Origin of the sequence: Methylobacterium sp. NPDC097929, assembly GCF_049543375.1 — a bacterium.
GTDB lineage: Bacteria > Pseudomonadota > Alphaproteobacteria > Rhizobiales > Beijerinckiaceae > Methylobacterium.
The window spans coordinates 236,588-252,530 of record NZ_JBMVEP010000006.1; the positions used below are offsets into that span (position 1 = coordinate 236,588).

Annotated in this window: 18 protein-coding genes; 5 read left to right on the top strand and 13 right to left on the bottom strand. The window is 69.3% G+C overall.

Features of this window, described 5'->3' with window-relative positions; translation table 11 throughout:
- Positions 1–88 precede the first annotated feature (88 nt).
- From ACPCJR_RS16520 to ACPCJR_RS16540, 5 genes are all read right to left on the bottom strand, one after another.
- Positions 89–511 (bottom strand): DUF2934 domain-containing protein, encoded by a 423-nt coding sequence (locus ACPCJR_RS16520; protein WP_391513524.1) that lies wholly within the window; start codon positions 509–511, stop codon positions 89–91.
- Positions 512–573: 62 nt separating this feature from the next.
- The gene (locus ACPCJR_RS16525; protein WP_391513522.1) at positions 574–846 is read right to left on the bottom strand and encodes a hypothetical protein; all 273 of its coding nucleotides are present in this window, start codon (positions 844–846) and stop codon (positions 574–576) included.
- Between the two features lie 40 nt (positions 847–886).
- Positions 887–1,291: a hypothetical protein gene (locus ACPCJR_RS16530; RefSeq protein WP_391513521.1), complete on the bottom strand. Its 405-nt coding sequence runs from the start codon at positions 1,289–1,291 to the stop codon at positions 887–889.
- The gene (locus ACPCJR_RS16535; RefSeq protein ID WP_391513519.1) at positions 1,288–1,710 is read right to left on the bottom strand and encodes a hypothetical protein; all 423 of its coding nucleotides are present in this window, start codon (positions 1,708–1,710) and stop codon (positions 1,288–1,290) included. Before ACPCJR_RS16535 ends, ACPCJR_RS16530 begins: the two co-directional genes overlap by 4 nt.
- Before the next feature lie 214 nt (positions 1,711–1,924).
- The gene (locus ACPCJR_RS16540; protein WP_391513518.1) at positions 1,925–2,785 is read right to left on the bottom strand and encodes an outer membrane protein; all 861 of its coding nucleotides are present in this window, start codon (positions 2,783–2,785) and stop codon (positions 1,925–1,927) included.
- 353 nt (positions 2,786–3,138) lie between these two features.
- Between ACPCJR_RS16540 and ACPCJR_RS16545 the strand changes: the two genes are divergently transcribed.
- The 3 genes from ACPCJR_RS16545 to ACPCJR_RS16555 all read left to right on the top strand — a co-directional run bounded on the left by ACPCJR_RS16545 (position 3,139) and on the right by ACPCJR_RS16555 (position 6,380).
- Entirely contained in the window at positions 3,139–3,411 is a 273-nt protein-coding gene (locus tag ACPCJR_RS16545; protein ID WP_391513516.1) for a hypothetical protein, read from the top strand.
- A 254-nt stretch (positions 3,412–3,665) separates the two neighbouring features.
- Positions 3,666–5,183 carry a DEAD/DEAH box helicase gene (locus ACPCJR_RS16550; RefSeq protein WP_391513515.1) on the top strand — a complete coding sequence of 506 codons (1,518 nt, stop codon included), beginning with the start codon at positions 3,666–3,668 and terminating at the stop codon, positions 5,181–5,183.
- A 135-nt stretch (positions 5,184–5,318) separates the two neighbouring features.
- Complete coding sequence (locus ACPCJR_RS16555; RefSeq protein ID WP_391513513.1) at positions 5,319–6,380, top strand: GGDEF domain-containing protein; 1,062 nt, start codon at positions 5,319–5,321, stop codon at positions 6,378–6,380.
- Between the two features lie 50 nt (positions 6,381–6,430).
- Here ACPCJR_RS16555 and ACPCJR_RS16560 read toward each other — a convergent pair whose 3' ends face one another.
- Positions 6,431–6,811 (bottom strand): HesB/IscA family protein, encoded by a 381-nt coding sequence (locus tag ACPCJR_RS16560; protein WP_110351649.1) that lies wholly within the window; start codon positions 6,809–6,811, stop codon positions 6,431–6,433.
- 157 nt (positions 6,812–6,968) lie between these two features.
- Here ACPCJR_RS16560 and ACPCJR_RS16565 point away from each other — a divergent pair, with 157 nt between their 5' ends.
- Positions 6,969–7,562, top strand: a complete 594-nt coding sequence (locus ACPCJR_RS16565; RefSeq protein WP_391513510.1) for a Uma2 family endonuclease — start codon at positions 6,969–6,971, stop codon at positions 7,560–7,562.
- Between the two features lie 4 nt (positions 7,563–7,566).
- On the opposite strand, the gene ACPCJR_RS16570 is transcribed toward ACPCJR_RS16565, so the two are convergent.
- The 7 genes from ACPCJR_RS16570 to ACPCJR_RS16600 all read right to left on the bottom strand — a co-directional run bounded on the left by ACPCJR_RS16570 (position 7,567) and on the right by ACPCJR_RS16600 (position 14,841).
- Positions 7,567–7,950 carry an SUF system Fe-S cluster assembly protein gene (locus tag ACPCJR_RS16570; RefSeq protein ID WP_391513508.1) on the bottom strand — a complete coding sequence of 128 codons (384 nt, stop codon included), beginning with the start codon at positions 7,948–7,950 and terminating at the stop codon, positions 7,567–7,569.
- A 49-nt stretch (positions 7,951–7,999) separates the two neighbouring features.
- Entirely contained in the window at positions 8,000–9,235 is a 1,236-nt protein-coding gene (locus ACPCJR_RS16575) for a cysteine desulfurase (RefSeq protein WP_391513506.1), read from the bottom strand.
- The gene (locus ACPCJR_RS16580) at positions 9,232–9,684 is read right to left on the bottom strand and encodes an endonuclease domain-containing protein (protein WP_391513504.1); all 453 of its coding nucleotides are present in this window, start codon (positions 9,682–9,684) and stop codon (positions 9,232–9,234) included. Before ACPCJR_RS16580 ends, ACPCJR_RS16575 begins: the two co-directional genes overlap by 4 nt.
- A gap of 165 nt (positions 9,685–9,849) precedes the next feature.
- Positions 9,850–11,172: a SufB/SufD family protein gene (locus ACPCJR_RS16585; RefSeq protein ID WP_391513502.1), complete on the bottom strand. Its 1,323-nt coding sequence runs from the start codon at positions 11,170–11,172 to the stop codon at positions 9,850–9,852.
- Positions 11,172–11,924 carry a Fe-S cluster assembly ATPase SufC gene (sufC, locus tag ACPCJR_RS16590; protein ID WP_391513500.1) on the bottom strand — a complete coding sequence of 251 codons (753 nt, stop codon included), beginning with the start codon at positions 11,922–11,924 and terminating at the stop codon, positions 11,172–11,174. Before sufC ends, ACPCJR_RS16585 begins: the two co-directional genes overlap by 1 nt.
- Before the next feature lie 180 nt (positions 11,925–12,104).
- Positions 12,105–13,574, bottom strand: coding sequence for a Fe-S cluster assembly protein SufB (sufB, locus tag ACPCJR_RS16595; protein WP_391513498.1), 1,470 nt, complete (start codon positions 13,572–13,574; stop codon positions 12,105–12,107).
- 94 nt (positions 13,575–13,668) lie between these two features.
- A complete protein-coding gene (locus tag ACPCJR_RS16600; RefSeq protein WP_391513496.1) occupies positions 13,669–14,841 on the bottom strand; it encodes a cysteine desulfurase family protein in 1,173 nt (390 codons plus the stop codon).
- A gap of 261 nt (positions 14,842–15,102) precedes the next feature.
- Between ACPCJR_RS16600 and ACPCJR_RS16605 the strand changes: the two genes are divergently transcribed.
- Positions 15,103–15,759: an alpha/beta hydrolase gene (locus ACPCJR_RS16605; RefSeq protein WP_017484188.1), complete on the top strand. Its 657-nt coding sequence runs from the start codon at positions 15,103–15,105 to the stop codon at positions 15,757–15,759.
- The last annotated feature ends 184 nt before the right edge of the window (positions 15,760–15,943 follow it).

Below are 15,943 nucleotides of genomic sequence, written 5' to 3' on the forward strand. Positions count from 1 at the left end.
GCGCCCCTCGATGCGGAGACGTCCGGAAACGACGAAGCCCGCCATCCCCGGGGACGGCGGGCTCTCGAATCGCGCGCGGGGCGACGATTCAGTGCAGGACGACGGCCTCGGCGCTCGAAGCGGCCTTGGCGCGGCCGGCGGCCGGCTTGGCCTTCGGCGCGGCCTTCACGGCCTTGGCGGCGGGGGTCTCGGCGGCCTTGGCGGCCGACTTCGCGCTCGACTTGGCGGGGGTCTTGGCCGCTGCCTTCTTGGCCGTGGCGGCCTTGGCGACGCCCGCCAGCACCTCGGCGGGGGCCTTCACGGCCGGCTTGACCTCAGCCTTGGCGCGGCTGGCGCGGGGCTTGGCCACCGGGGCGGGCGCCGCCTCGGCCTCGACCGGACGGAGCGCAGCGGCCTGCCGCAGCTCGGCCTCGGCCCGCAGCCAGTGGGTCTCGGCCCGGCCGAAGACCCGGCCCTCGTCTTCCCAGATATAGTAGGCGCGCTCGCGCACGCTCGTCTCGCACAGCACCATGAAGCTCTCCTGAGGTCGTCCGACGCGAGCCCGAACGATGGAAGCCCATGGTTAAGGGAGCGTTAATCGCGTTTCGCGGGGCGGGAGAGGCGCCGCTGGTTCGCCCGGACCTTGCGGCGGTAGCCGGCCACCACCGCGCCGTGGGAGGCGCCGGTGGCGATCTGCATCGCCGCCTCTCCGGCCGCGAACACCTTCTCGCTCACCATGCGCTGCGCCTCCGCCTGCGCGCCGCTGCCGCCGGCCGCGAGCTTGGCCATGCGCAGGGCGATCACCGACTGCGCCTCGAAGGCGAGCAGGGTCGTGTCGTATCCAAGCTTCCACCACGATGCGAACATGACACCTGCTCTCCGTCCCGTCCTGATTCGCGGTTTCGCTTCAGTCGAAGCTGCGGCCCTTGGCGGCGGAGCCGCCGAGGCTGATCTTGACCTTCTTCGGCTGAGCGGCCGGCGCGGCCCTGCCCCGGCCGACGGGAGCAGCGGCCTCCGGCGCGGGCGCCGAGGGCTTGAGCCGGGACTGGCCATAGATCACCGAGCCGATTTCGCCCACCGCCTGGATCAGATCCTCGCGCTCGCAGGCGAGGGCCACCTTCAGGCCGAGTTGGTGCATGTGGCTCTTGCCGTAGAGGTAGGCGGCGAGCTTGGCCCGGGTCAGCGCCGGAATGCGCTCCAGGATGTAGGGCAGGTCGTAATCGTCGGCGCGATAGACCTCGCCGAGGAGTTCGAGGGAGACCGGGCATTCCGGATCGACGGTGGCGCCGGTGGTCGGGTGGGCCTGGGTCATGGGTCACCTGCTGTCGGTGGTGCGGGCGGAGAGAGGTCGGCGGCGAGCGCGCCGGCTGTCGACGCGCCGGAGGCGGCGGCGCCGGAGGCAGGCGCTTCCGTCACGGACGAGGGCATGAACGCACGCACGGCGGAGCGCGTCGCCAGGCAGCCGGTGCAGACCGAGGCGATCGCGATCCGGGCACGCCTGTCGCTGCGCTCCCATACGGACTCGCGGGCCGTATCCGCAACCGCCGATCCGGCCGTCGGCGCGGTCCCTTGCCCTTGCCCTGTCCCGGCTCCGGCGGCTCCGTCGAGGCGGGCGGCGGGATTGGCGCGGATGCGCAGGTAGAGCGGTCCCTCGGCGCGGACGGCGTCGGAGGGCGCGAGCAGAGCCACGGCGAGGAGCGCGGCACGGCCCCAGGGAATGCCCGATGTCATGCGGATGCGCGGCCTTCGCGGTGGCGGTTGCAGGACACCGAGCCCGCGCATGCGGATCTCCGGGCCGGACAGGATCGGCCGGCATGGTAAACGCGAGCTTAACCGCGAGGTTTCCGGGGCGCGAGGCGCACAACGCGAAAAAGCCCGGCGCGGGGCCGGGCTTCTCCGTGCGGTCCGGCGGCTCGCTTGCGAGCCGCCGGAGAGCGTCGAGGTCCTAGTACGAGCCGAACTTGTAGTTCAGGCCGGCGCGGACGACGGCGAACTCGGTGTCGCGGACCTGCTGGCCGCCGCTGACGAGCACGACGCCCGGGCTGGTCACGGTCACGGTGCGGCCCTGGTTGTCGACCGCGAAGGCGCCACGGCCGCCGGTGCCGCGGTCGAGGTTCACGTAGAGACCTTCGACCTTGAGGGTCACGGCCGAGGACTTGAAGAAGTTCAGGAACGAGTCGGTCGGGAGAGCGTACTCGATACCGCCACCCGCGGCCCAGCCGGTCTGGAAGTCGTCGCTCGACACGCCGGTGCCGAACTCACGACCGCCGCCGGAGCCGTAGGCGAAGCCGCCGGTGCCGTACACGAGGGTGCGGTTGAAGGCGTAGCCGAGACGGCCGCGGACGGTGCCGAAGAAGTCGAGGCCCGACAGGCCACCCGGGTTGAACACCTGCTGCGCGGCCAGCGGGCCGGTGGCGACGAAGCGGTTCCGGTTGCGGCCGAAATCGGCGTACTGGGCGTCGGCCTCGACACCGATCACGAAGCCGGAGCCCGGGGTGAACTGGTAGTTGTAGCCGATCTGACCACCGCCGACGAAGCCCTCGTTGGACTCGCGGTTGTTGAAGGCGATCACGGTCGGGGCGGTGACGAGCAGGGAGGCCGGGCCGACGCCGAGCACGGTCGGGGCGCGGTCGTCCTGGGTGCCGAAGCCGTAACCGGCGTTGAAACCGGCGTAGAAGCCCGTCCAGGTGAAGACCGGCACCGGCTGGAACACCGGCGGGGGAGCCGCGCGGCGCGGAAGGTCGGCGGCCGAGGCGGCCACGGTGGCGGCGACGAGCGCGCTGGAAGCGAGAAGCAGGCTTTTCATCGTGTCGTGTCCTGGTTTGGCGGGAGCCGGTGCTGGTTGAATTGGCCGGGGGACCTCCCCGGTATCCGTCGCCCTCCTGCGATGGAGCGATGAATGCACCGGAACTCGTCAACGAAACGTGAAGCTTACGCGGCCGTGACGCACCGCAACAGATCGATGTGTCGTTCCGCACATCGATCTGCGACTGTGCCGACATCGTGCAACAGTCAAACTGATCGACACGATCTGCGTGGAACAGGGTTAACAACGCGTTAGGGCGCTGAGAAAGACTGCATTAACCCTGTCGGTTCACCCTGCGCGGGCGCCGGCGCTTCCGCTTCCGGAGACCTCGGCCCGACGGGTGCGCTCTCGACATGTCCCTCGATTCCGGCTCGCCGACGCCGCGCGGCCCCCTCGCCTGGTCGATCAAGACGACGCTGATCGTCGGGCTCGCCGCCACGGCGTTCGCCCACCACATCGCCAAGCCCGTCGACAAGCCGGTCGACCGGGCCGCCACACCGCGCCCGCAGGCAGCCCGCCCGATCGCCGATCCCGAGATGACGGGCTCGATCGGCCCCCGTCTGCAGGACCGCGCGCAGGAGACGCGTCTCGACCCCTGCGCCCTGCGCAGGGGCGCCCGGGATTGACGCAACGGGGCCGCCGGCCGAAAACGGGGCCGAGCGCGCGGCACCGATGCTCCGGGCGCAACCGTGCCCGGACTGCCCCGGCATGTCCCGGGCGCTCGCAATCGATTGACAAGCGGGCGCGGGTCTCTAAGTGTCCCGCGCGTTCGGACGCGTGACGGCGTACCGCGCACGGCTCTCGCGTATCAGCCGCCGGCGCGAGCCCTAGAGCCTCTGCTCGGCCCCACCCCACGCGCGCATATGGTTTCCCGTACCCGATGTCTTTCGCCGATCTTGGACTGAGCGACAAGGTTCTCCAGGCCGTGACCGCGGCCGGCTACACCGAGCCGACGCCGATCCAGGCCCAGGCGATCCCCCACGTGCTCGCCCGGCGCGACGTGCTCGGCATCGCCCAGACCGGCACCGGCAAGACCGCCGCCTTCACCCTGCCGATGCTGACCATGCTGGAGAGCGGGCGCGCCCGGGCCCGCATGCCGCGCACGCTGATCCTCGAGCCGACCCGCGAACTCGCCGCGCAGGTCGAGGAGAATTTCGAGCGCTACGGCACCAACCACAAGCTCAACGTGGCGCTCATCATCGGCGGCGTCTCCTTCGCCGACCAGGACGCCAAGCTGACCCGCGGCACCGACGTGCTGATCGCCACACCGGGGCGCCTGCTCGACCATTTCGAGCGCGGCAAGCTCTTGCTCACCGGCGTCGAACTCCTCGTCATCGACGAGGCCGACCGCATGCTCGACATGGGCTTCATCCCCGACATCGAGCGCATCGTGAAGATGGTGCCCTTCACGCGCCAGACGCTGTTCTTCTCCGCGACCATGCCGCCGGAAATCGAGCGGTTGGCCGACATGTTCCTCTCGAACCCCCAGCGCGTCGAGGTCGCCCGCCCCGCCTCCACGGCGACGACCATCGAGCAGCGTCTCGTGGCCACGAGCGCCGAGGGGCACGAGAAGCGCAAGATCCTGCGTCATCTCATCCGCTCGGCGGACGAGTTGCAGAACGGCATCATCTTCTGCAACCGCAAGCGCGACGTGGCGCTGCTGCAGAAGTCGCTGGCGAGCCACGGCTTCAACGTCGCCGCGCTGCACGGCGACATGGACCAGCGCGCCCGCACCGCGGCGCTCGACGGCTTCCGCAGCGGCGAGGTTCCGCTGCTCGTGGCCTCGGACGTCGCCGCCCGCGGCCTCGACATTCCGGCGGTGAGCCACGTCTTCAACTTCGACGTTCCCCATCATCCCGAGGATTACGTCCACCGGATCGGCCGCACCGGCCGCGCGGGGCGGGCCGGCAACGCCTTCACCCTGGCCAACCGCTCGGATGAGCGCTCGCTCGCGGCCATCGAGAGCCTGATCGGCCAGCCGATCGCGTGGCTCGACGGCGACCTCACCAGCGTCACCGCCTCCGACGAGACGGAGGGCGAGGAGCCGCGCCGCCGCCGCGGCAGCCGCCGGGCCAAGGAGCCGCACAAGGCGAGCGAGACGAGCGTCGAGCGCAGCGAGCGTCCGAGCGAGGCCGCCCCCCGCAGCGGGAGCCGCTCCCGCGGCGGTCGCCGCCCGGCCGCCGAGCGCGGCCGCTCCGAGGAGGCGCGGCGCGAGCCGGCGGTGGCCCGCGAGCCGCAGCCGGTCGCGCCCGTCCGCGAGGCCGCCCGGAGCGCCCCCCCGCGCGGCGAGCGGCGTCCTCCGCGCCGCGACGAGGAGGACGACAACACGCCCGTCGGCCTCGGCTCGCACGTGCCGGCCTTCCTGCTGAAGCCGACCGGAATCCGGAAGAGCAAGTAGCGTCTCCCATCCGCGCGGCGGGGCGGCTTTGTCGGAGCCGCCTTAACGTCCTGGCGAGATTCTGGAGCGACACTCCAGCCAGCGGACGGTGCCCCCGGTGGGGCTTGCCCCGTCCGGCGGAGCGTACGTCAGCGGATGAGCCAGGGCCCCGATCCCGATCGTGAGCGGAGTCTCGTCCTCGCGCAGCGCAGCTTCGAGCTGATGCGCGACTACTGCGCCTGCGCGACGCCGCGGGCCTACGCCGTGTGGTATCTCTACGTCGCCGGCACGCAGCCGCTGATGAACGACGCGATCAAGCGTCTCACCACGCAGAACGGCACGCTGACGGCCGCCGACATCGACGGGCTGCACGACACCTATATCGACGCGCGCCGCCTCGCGGTCGAGGTGGACCGGATGAATTCCAGTCTCATCGCCGAGGTCGAGGGCATCATGGAGATGATCGACGTCTCGATCCACTCCACGACCCGGTACGGCGAATCGCTTCAGGCCCTCTCCCACGACATCGCCAACACCTCCACCAGCCGGACCCGGCTGCGCGAGGTCGTCACCACGCTCATCGCCAACACCCGCGACGTCACCGCCAACAACCGCACCCTCGAAGCGCGCATGCGCGAGAGCCGCGGCGAGATCGAAGGCTTGCGGGAGACGCTGGAGGCGGCCCGCCTGGAGAGCCTGACCGACGCCCTGACGGGCCTGGGCAACCGGCGCTGCTTCGAGGAGGCGCTACAACGGGCCGTCGATGCGCCGGCCTCCGGGCGCCGGCCGACGAGCCTGATCGTGGTCGACATCGATTCCTTCAAGCGCTTCAACGACACCTACGGTCACCTCACCGGGGATCAGGTGCTGCGCCTCGTGGCGATCGTCATGCGCGAGCATGTGGGTCTGGCCGGCGCGACGCTCGCCCGCTTCGGCGGAGAGGAGTTCAGCATCGTCCTGCCGGAGACGGGGCTGGCCGAGGCCCGGGCCATCGCCGAGCGGGTGCGCGCCGGCGTGACCGGCCGCGAACTCGTGAAGCGCTCGACCGGCGAGTCGCTCGGCAAGGTCACCGTCTCGCTCGGGGTGGCGACCCAGCATGGGGACGACAACGCCGTCTCCCTTTTGGAGCGGGCGGATGCCTGCCTGTTCGCCGCCAAGCGCGCCGGCCGCAACCGCACCCTCGACGAGACCGAGGCCGCCCTGCGCGACGTGGCGTGAGGCGGGGCGAACGCACCGCGCCGTGACGGGGGGCGGCTCGCCCGCCCCGATCAGGCCGGGGCGCCCGCCCCGAGCCGGTCCGGCGTCGCGGGGGTGATCGCCACGGACTCGCCGCAGCCGCAGGCCGAAGTCTGGTTCGGGTTGTTGAACACGAACTGGGACGACAGCTTGCTCGTCTGGAAGTCCATCTCGGTGCCGAGCAGGAACAGCACCGCCTTCGGATCGATGAACACGGTCACGCCGCGGTCCTCGATCATGTCCTCGCCGGCCTTGCGCTCCTCGGCATATTCCATGGTGTAGGACATGCCGGCGCAGCCGCCGTTCTTCACGCCGACGCGAAGCCCCGCGATGGGGCGCTCGGCATCGGCCATGATCGCCTTGATCCGGTCCGCGGCGCGGTCGGTCAGCGAGATCACCTTGAAACCTGACATCGTCGTCTCTCTCCTGCGGCCGGGTTCAAGGCCCGGGCGGGTGAGGGGTTTTGGTACACCGCAAAAGATAAGCACTCCCCCGGCGCCGGTCCACCGCAAGACCCGATGCGCCGGCCGATTGCAGCCGTGCTATGCTGAATCGGTGACGGAGGGTGCGATGGCCGATCCTGCGCGGCGCCTGATGACGCCGGAAGAGTTCTTCGCGTGGCAATCCGCCCAGGACGGGCTCTACGAACTCGTCGACGGCGTGCCGGTGCCGCACGTCAAGATGATGACCGGTGCGAGTGCCCAACACGACCGCGCCGTCGTCAACATCATCATCAGCCTTGGTGTGCAATTGCGTGGAAGCGGCTGCCGGCCGACAACCGATGATCTGGCACTCCGCACGAGCATTGCCACGATCCGGCGACCCGACGTGACGGTGGAGTGCGGCGAACTCGTCCGCGATACCTACGAGAGCCGCTCGCCGCGTCTCGTGGTCGAGGTGCTGTCGCCCTCCACCACCAACATCGACCGCTTCCGCAAGCTCGACGAGTACCGGCGCCATCCGAGCCTTGCCTACATCCTCCTCGTCGAAACACGCTTTCCCAGCGCCGTGCTCTACCGGCGTGAGGGCGACGCTTGGGCCGAGGAGAGCTTCGAGGGGCTCGATGCCGTGATCGCGCTGCCCGCCATCGGCGCGCAACTCGCGCTGGCGGACATCTACGAGGATGTCAGCTTCGAGCCGGGCCGCGCGATTCCGACGCGCTGATGCGCTACCACATGTCCAGCGCGACGCGGGCCTCGTCGGACATCCGGCTCTGGTCCCACGGCGGGTCGAACACCATCGTGACGGAGCAGGACTGCACGCCCTGAACCGCCGAGACCGCGTTCTCGACCCAGCCCGGCATCTCCCCGGCCACGGGGCAGCCCGGGGCGGTCAGGGTCATGTCGATCAGCACGCGCCGGTCGTCCTCGATCTGCACCCGGTAGATCAGGCCGAGCTCGTAGATGTCGGCGGGAATCTCCGGGTCGTAGACGGACTTGAGCGCGACGACGATGTCGTCGGTCAGCCGGTCGATCTCCTCGGGCGGGATCGCGGGGGCGGCCGCGAGGGCGGGGGTGTTGGTGCCGCCGGTGATGGTGGCGTCGGTGCTCATCGGGTCTCTCCCTCGGCCGCCGCGCGACGGCCGATCATTCCCAAAAGAATCAGGCGAACAGCATCTCGGCCTTGGCGAGCGCCGCGGCCAGGACATCGATTTCCTGCGTCGTATTATACAGACCGAACGAGGCGCGACAGGTTGAGGTCACGCCGAAGCGCGTGAGCAGCGGCATCGCGCAGTGGGTGCCGGCCCGCACCGCCACGCCCTGGCGGTCGATCACGGTGGCGATGTCGTGGGCGTGCGCGCCCTTCACCTCGAAGGCGATGACGCCGCCCTTGTCGCGCGAATTGCCGATCTGGCGGATGGAATTCATCGCGCCGAGACGCTCCTGGGCGTAGGCGGTCAGCATCGCCTCGTGCGCGGCGATCTTGTCGCGGCCGAGCTTCATCATGAATTCCAGCGCCGCGCCGAGGCCGACCGCCTCGATGATCGCCGGCGTGCCCGCCTCGAAGCGGTGGGGTGGATCGTTGTAGGTGATCGCGTCCTGGCTCACCGTGCGGATCATCTCGCCGCCGCCCTGGTAGGGGGGCAGACGGTCGAGCCACTCCTTCTTGCCGTAGAGCACGCCGATCCCGGTCGGGCCGTAGACCTTGTGCCCGGTGAAGACGAAGAAGTCGCAATCGAGCGCGCGCACATCGACCGGGCGATGCACCGCGCTCTGCGCCCCGTCGAGCAACACCGGCACGCCGTGGGCGTGGGCGATGCGCACGATCTCCTCGGCGGGCGTCACCGTGCCGAGCACGTTCGACATGTGGGTGATCGCCACCATCTTGGTGCGCGGCGTGAAGAGCCGCTCGTATTCCTCGACCAGGAAGTTGCCGTCGTCATCGACCGGCGCCCACTTGATGACGGCGCCGCGCCGCTCGCGCAGGAAGTGCCAGGGCACGATGTTGGAGTGGTGCTCCATGATCGAGAGGATGATCTCGTCCCCCTCCCCGATCAGGCCCGCCCAGCCCATGGAGGAGGCCACGAGGTTGTAGGCCTCGGTGGCGTTGCGGGTGAAGATGATCTCGTCGGTCGAGGCCGCGTTGAGGAACTGGCGCGTGGTCTCGCGCGCGCCCTCGAACCCCTCGGTCGCGGCATTGGCCATGTAGTGCAGGCCACGGTGCACGTTGGCGTAGCCGGTCTCCATGCAGGAGACCATCGCGTCGATCACGGCCCGCGGCTTCTGCGTCGAGGCGGCGTTGTCGAGATAGACCAGCGGCTTGCCGTAGACCTTTTCCGACAGGATCGGGAATTCTTTTCGAATTGCCGCGACGTCGTAGGGGGTGGATGCGATCATTCAATGCGGCTCGCGAAAACCCCTCCCCCCTCTGCGGGGGAGGGTGCCTCGCGGAGCGAGGCGGGAGAGGGGAAACCCCGGTCCTCAATGGCCGCGCCGATCGCGTCCATCACCACACCGAGATTGCTGAGAACCAGATCGGTCGAGAAACGCAGGACCGCAAACCCCTGAGCGCCAAGCCAAACGTCGCGGGCCTCGTCGCGCCGACGGCGGTCTTCGGTCTCATGCACCGGGCCGTCGATCTCGACGATCAGCTTGGCCGACGCGCAGAAGAAGTCGGCGATGAAGGGCGCGATCGGCACCTGACGCTTGAACTTGGCACCGCGGAACCGGCCGCCACGCATCTGCTCCCAGAACAGGGCCTCGGCCCTCGGCATGTCGTGGCGCTGCGCGCGAGCGAAGCGGCGCAGGCGGGGGGAGACCTCGTTGAGCTTGGGGCGCTTGTCCACGACTCGCCTCCGCTTCCGAAAACCCCTCTCCCCTCTGCGGGAGAGGGTGGCCCCCGAAGGGGGTCGGGTGAGGGGAGCGCCGCTTCCGGAAAGACCTGTGCCGGCCCCTCTCCCGCCTCGCTCCGCGAGGCACCCTCCCCCGCAGAGGGGGGAGGGTTTTGGCGCTCACCCCCGCGCCTTGAGCCACGCCTCGATCCCGTCGATCAGCGCCTCGCGCGCGCCCTCGTGCGTGACCATCTCCACCGCCTCGCCGACGAAGGCCTGGACCAGCAGGCTCTCGGCGGTGGCACGCGGCAGGCCGCGGGCCATGAGGTAGAACAGCAGATCCTCGTCCGGCGCGCCGCAGGTGGCGCCGTGGCCGCAGGCGACGTCGTCGGCGAAGATTTCCAGCTCCGGCTTGTTCATCATCTGACCGTCGTCGGTCAGGAGCAGGCAATCGGACTTCATCTTGCCGTCGGTCTGCTGCGCGACCTGGCGGACGATGATCTTGCCCTGGAACACGCCGGTGGAATCGCCGTCGATCACCGTCTTGAACATCTCGCGGCCGACGCCCCCGGTCGCCGCGTGGTCGGCGAGCAGGGTCGAGTCCGCGAGCTGGCCGTGGCCGAGCAGCGTCGCGCCGTTGACGACCGCGTTGGCGTCCTCGCCCGCGACGTGCAGGTAGATCTGGTGACGCGAGAGCTTGGCCCCGGTGACGAGGTTGACGGTCTCGAGCTGCGCCCGCGCGTCGAGGCGCACCGAGAGCGTCGAGAGGGCGACGGCCGCATCGCCCTCGCGGTTCAGCCGGGTGTGGCGGAAGGCGGCCTCGGCGCCGATATGCACGTCGAGCGCGTCGTTGGGCTGGTAGGTCACCCCGGCCGGTCCCTCGTGGCTCTCCAGCAGGAAGAACTCCGCCTCGGCGCCGACATCGACCAGAACGCGGGTCGCGGTCGAGAAGGCAGACTCACCCGTGCCGACGAAGCGCAGGTGGATCGGCGTCTGCGGCTTGGCGCCGGGCGCGACCGAGATCAGCGCGCCGTCCGCCAGGAAGGCGGTGTTGAGCTGGTAGATCGGGTTCTCGCGCACCTGCTCAACGGGGGCGAGGAGCTTCAGGCGGGCATCGCCCTGGGCAAGCGCCGCGTTGAGCGGCGTCACCGTCACGCCGTCGGGCACCCGGTCGAGATCCGACAGGGCGGCCACGAGATGGCCGTTGACGAAGGTGAGGCGGACGGCCTCGACCCCGTCGAAGCCCTTGGCCCCGGCCACGGCGGCCCGGGCCGCATCCTCGGACGGCGCCTCGGCCGGCGGGGCGGCTTCCACGATGGCGGCGCGGAGATCCGTGTACTTGAACGCCTCGACCCGGCGGCTCGGCAGGCCGGTCGCCTCGAAGAAGCGGAACGCCTCCTCGCGGCTGATCGCCTGGTCGCTGGCAAAAGCCTTGCGCGAGGACTCGAACAGCTTGGAGAGGCCGGCCTCGGCGGGGGAGCGGAGATTGGTGACGTCGGCCATTACGCAGCCTCGCTCGTGCGGTACTCGGCGTAACCGGAGGCCTCGAGCTCCAGCGCCAGTTCCTTGCCGCCGGTCTTCACGATCTGGCCCTTCGACATGACGTGCACGGTGTCGGGCACGATGTGGTTGAGGAGCCGCTGGTAGTGGGTGATGACGAGGAACGAGCGGCCTTGCGCCCGCAGCGCATTCACGCCCTCGGAGACGATGCGCAACGCGTCGATGTCGAGGCCGGAATCGGTCTCGTCGAGCACGCAGAACTTCGGCTGCAGCAGCGCCATCTGGAGGATCTCCATGCGCTTCTTCTCGCCGCCGGAGAAGCCGACGTTGAGCGCGCGCTTGAGCATCTCCTTGTTGATCTCGAGCCGATCCGCGGCCGTGTTCACCGCGCGGATGAAGTCGGGGGTCGAGAGCTCGGCCTCGCCGCGCGCCTTGCGCTGCGCGTTGAGGCAGGCCTTGAGGAAGGTCATCGTGCCGACGCCCGGGATCTCCAGCGGGTACTGGAAGGCCAGGAAGATGCCGGCGGCGGCGCGCTCGTCGGCCGCCATCTCCAGCACGTTCTGCCCGTCGAGCAGGATCTCGCCGTCGAGGACCTCGTAGTCCTCCTTGCCGGCGATGACGTAGGAGAGCGTCGACTTGCCCGAGCCGTTCGGGCCCATGATCGCGGCGACCTCGCCGTCGTTCACGGTCAGGTTCAGGCCGTTCAGGATGCGGTTGTCCTCGATCTGCACGACGAGGTTTTTGATCTCAAGCATGTTCCAGTCGTCCTGTTCGATTCCGGTATTCTCCCTCCCCCCTCTGCGGGGGAGGGTGGCCCGCGTCAGCGGGTCGGGAGAGGGGAGCGCCGCATCCGGAGAGGTCGCTCCCCTCACCCGCCTGCTCCGCAGGCACCCTCCCCCGCGGAGGGGGAGGGTTTTCATTCTGTGCCTTGCGCGTCAGCCCACCGAGCCTTCGAGGCTGATCGAGATCAGCTTCTGGGCCTCCACCGCGAACTCCATCGGCAGCTGCTGCAGCACGTCGCGGACGAAGCCGTTGACGATGAGTGCGGTCGCCTCCTCCTCGGAGAGGCCACGCTGCTGGCAGTAGAACTTCTGGTCCTCGGAGATCTTCGAGGTGGTGGCCTCGTGCTCGAACACCGCGGAGGCGTTCTTCGACTCGATGTAGGGCACGGTGTGCGCGCCGCACTGATCGCCGATCAGGAGCGAGTCGCAGTTGGTGAAGTTGCGCGCGCCCTTGGCTTTCTTATGAGCCGAGACGAGCCCCCGGTAGGTGTTCTGCGAACGGCCCGCCGAGATGCCCTTCGAGATGATCCGGCTGGTGGTGTTCTTGCCGAGATGGATCATCTTGGTGCCGGAATCGACCTGCTGCATGCCGTTAGACACCGCGATCGAGTAGAACTCGCCGCGGGAATCGTCGCCGCGCAGGATGCAGGACGGGTACTTCCACGTGATCGCCGAGCCGGTCTCGACCTGCGTCCACGAGATCTTCGAGCGGGCGCCGCGGCAATCGCCGCGCTTGGTCACGAAGTTGTAGATGCCGCCCTTGCCCTCGTTGTCGCCGGGGTACCAGTTCTGGACGGTCGAGTACTTGATCTCGGCATCCTCTAGGGCGACGAGCTCGACCACCGCGGCGTGGAGCTGGTTGTCGTCGCGCTTCGGGGCGGTGCAGCCCTCGAGATACGAGACGTAGCTCCCCTTGTCGGCGATGATCAGCGTGCGCTCGAACTGGCCGGTATCGCGCTCGTTGATGCGGAAGTAGGTCGACAGCTCCATCGGGCAGCGCACGCCCGGCGGGATGTAGACGAACGAGCCGTCGGAGAAGACGGCCGAGTTCAGCGTGGCGAAGAAGTTGTCGGTCACGGGCACGACCGAGCCGAGGTACTTCTTCACGAGGTCCGGGTACTCACGGATGGCCTCTGAGATCGGCATGAAGATCACGCCGGCCTTCTCGAGCTCCTTGCGGAAGGTGGTCGCCACCGAAACGGAATCGAACACGGCATCGACCGCGACGCGACGCTCGGGCGCGATGCCTTCCAGCACCTCGACCTCGCGCAGCGGGATACCGAGCTTCTCGTAGGTCTTCAGGATCTCGGGATCGATCTCGTCGAGCGATTCCGGACCCTTACGCTTGGGCGCGGCGTAGTAGTAGATGTTGTCGTAATCGACCCGGTCATACTCGACCCGGGCCCATTCCGGCTCCTTCATCGTGAGCCAGCGCTTGTAGGCGTCGAGGCGCCATTCGAGCATCCATTCCGGCTCGTTCTTCTTGGCCGAGATGAAGCGCACCACGTCCTCGGAGAGGCCCTTCTCGGACTTCTCCATCTCGATCACGGTCTCGAAGCCGTACTTGTACTGGTCGAGGTCGATCGAGCGGACCCGATCGATGGTCTCCTGCACTGCAGGCATTCAGCGTCTCCTGACCTACTCCGGCGTCAAGGACCGGGGGTTTCCAACGACACGGCGGGTTTGCCGCCGAAAGAATGGCTTGGGCGGGCGGCGCTCAGGCTGCCTGCCCTCGCCGTTGATATAGGGACGACGCGACCCGTTCGAACCCCGCGGCGAAGCGTTCGAGGTCTTCCGGGCGCGAATTCCAGCCGAAACTGACGCGCAGCGCCCCCGCGGCGAGCGCAGGGCTCACGCCCATCGCCGCGAGCACGGGGGAACGGGCCACCTTGCCCGAGGCGCAGGCCGAGCCCGACGAGACGGACAGGCCGGCGAGATCGAGGGCGATCAGGGCCGTGGCGGCCTCCAGCCCCGGCAGGGCGAAGCTGAGGGTGTTGGGCAGGCGCGGCGCGCCCTGCCCGAACACGACGATGTCCGGCGCACGCGCCCGCAGCCGCGCTTCGAGCGCATCGCGCAGACCCGCGAGCCGCACCGCCTCAGCCTCCAGGGCCGATCGAGCGATGTCCGCCGCCTCGCCCATGCCGACGATCCCCGGAAGGTTCTCGGTGCCGCCGCGCAGGCGCGCCTCCTGGCCGCCCCCGCGCAGGAAGGCCGCCTCCAGGCTCACGCCGTCGGCCAGCACGATCGCGCCGACACCCTTCGGCGCGGCGAACTTGTGGCCGGACAGGGTCAGGGCATCGAGGCCGAGGGCGGCGATGTCGAGCGGGATCTTGCCGACCGCCTGCACCGCGTCGCTGTGGACGAGGGTGCGGCCGTGGGCCCGAGCGAGCCGCACGATCTCGGCGAGCGGCTGCACCACCCCGGTCTCGTTGTTGGCCGCATGGACCGAGACCAGCACGCTCTCGCCGCGACAGGCGTCGAGCCGGGCCGCCAGCACGTCGAGCCGCAGCAGGCCGGCTCCGTCCACCGGCAGCATCTCGACCGCCTCCGCCGCGAAGCGGTGGCCCGCGGCGACGCAAGGATGCTCGGTCGCCGAGATCATCAGCCGAGTGGGAGCGGGAAGACCGGCCTTCCGCAGCGCGCCGGAGAGCACGGCGTTGGCGGCTTCCGTGCCGCCGCTGGTGAAGGTGACCCGCTCGGGGCGCGCGCCGACGAGGGCGGCGAGCTGCGCCCGCGCCGTCTGGAGGGCATGGCGGGCGGCGCGGCCCTCCGAATGGATCGAGGAGGGATTGCCGGGCAGTCCGAGCGCGCGCGCGACCGCCGCCGCGACCGCCGGACGCACCGGTGCGGTCGCGTTGTGATCGAGGTAACTGCGCATCGCCGAGTCCATCCCGCCGTTCCGCTCCGTATCGTCCTGTCGAATCCTGATTTTCTTGATTTCGCCCCCCTCCCCCGTGCTAAGCCGCGCGAAACGCGCGCTTCCACACCGCAGGTCGAGGTTCGACGACTATTTTAGAATAGCTCTAATCGCCTAGAATTATTCTAAGAGCGCTTGTAGGTGGCGCGCGCAACGAGTCAAGCCGTGACCGGCTCAAGCCCCAAGCCTTCGCGAGAGCGCGCGAGGTGAGGGTCGGATCATCTCGAGGACACCATGCCCGAAGTCATCTTTTCCGGCCCCGCCGGCCGCCTGGAAGGCCGCTATCAGGCCCCCAAGAAGAAGGGCGCACCGATCGCGATCGTGCTGCACCCGCACCCCCAGTTCGGGGGCACGATGAACAATCAAATCGTGTACAATCTTTTCTACACCTTCGCCAATCGCGGTTTCGCAGCCCTGCGCTTCAATTTCCGCGGGGTCGGGCGCAGCCAGGGCGCGTTCGATCATGGCTCGGGTGAGCTTTCCGACGCGGCAGCGGCCCTCGACTGGGTGCAGTCGGTCAACCCGGAGGCGAAGTCCTGCTGGATCGCGGGCGTGTCGTTCGGCTCGTGGATCGGGATGCAGCTCCTGATGCGCCGCCCGGAGATCGAGGGCTTCATCTCGATCGCGGCCATGGCCAACCGCTACGACTTCACCTTCCTGGCGCCCTGCCCCTCCTCCGGCCTGTTCGTGCACGGCTCCGAGGACCGGGTGGCGCCGGCCCGCGAGGTGATCCCGGTGATCGAGAAGGTGAAGACGCAGAAGGGCGTCATCATCGAGCACCAGATGGTCGAGGGTGCCAACCACTTCTTCGACGGCAAGGTCGACGAGCTGACCCAGACCGTCGACACCTACCTCGACAAGCGCCTCGGCGCGAAGACCGAGGCGGCCTGAGGCGCGGCCCTGCCACGCCGCCCCCTGCGGGCGGTGGGCGAGGCCAGCTCACAGACCCGGCGCGCAGGCCGGCATCCCGCCGACATCGTCGGCCCGTCGAGGGAGCGGGCCGGCCTCGATGCACGCATCACGCCCCGTCAACCGATCCGATCAATCCACGCCTTCCATGACGGGAAGTTGCGCT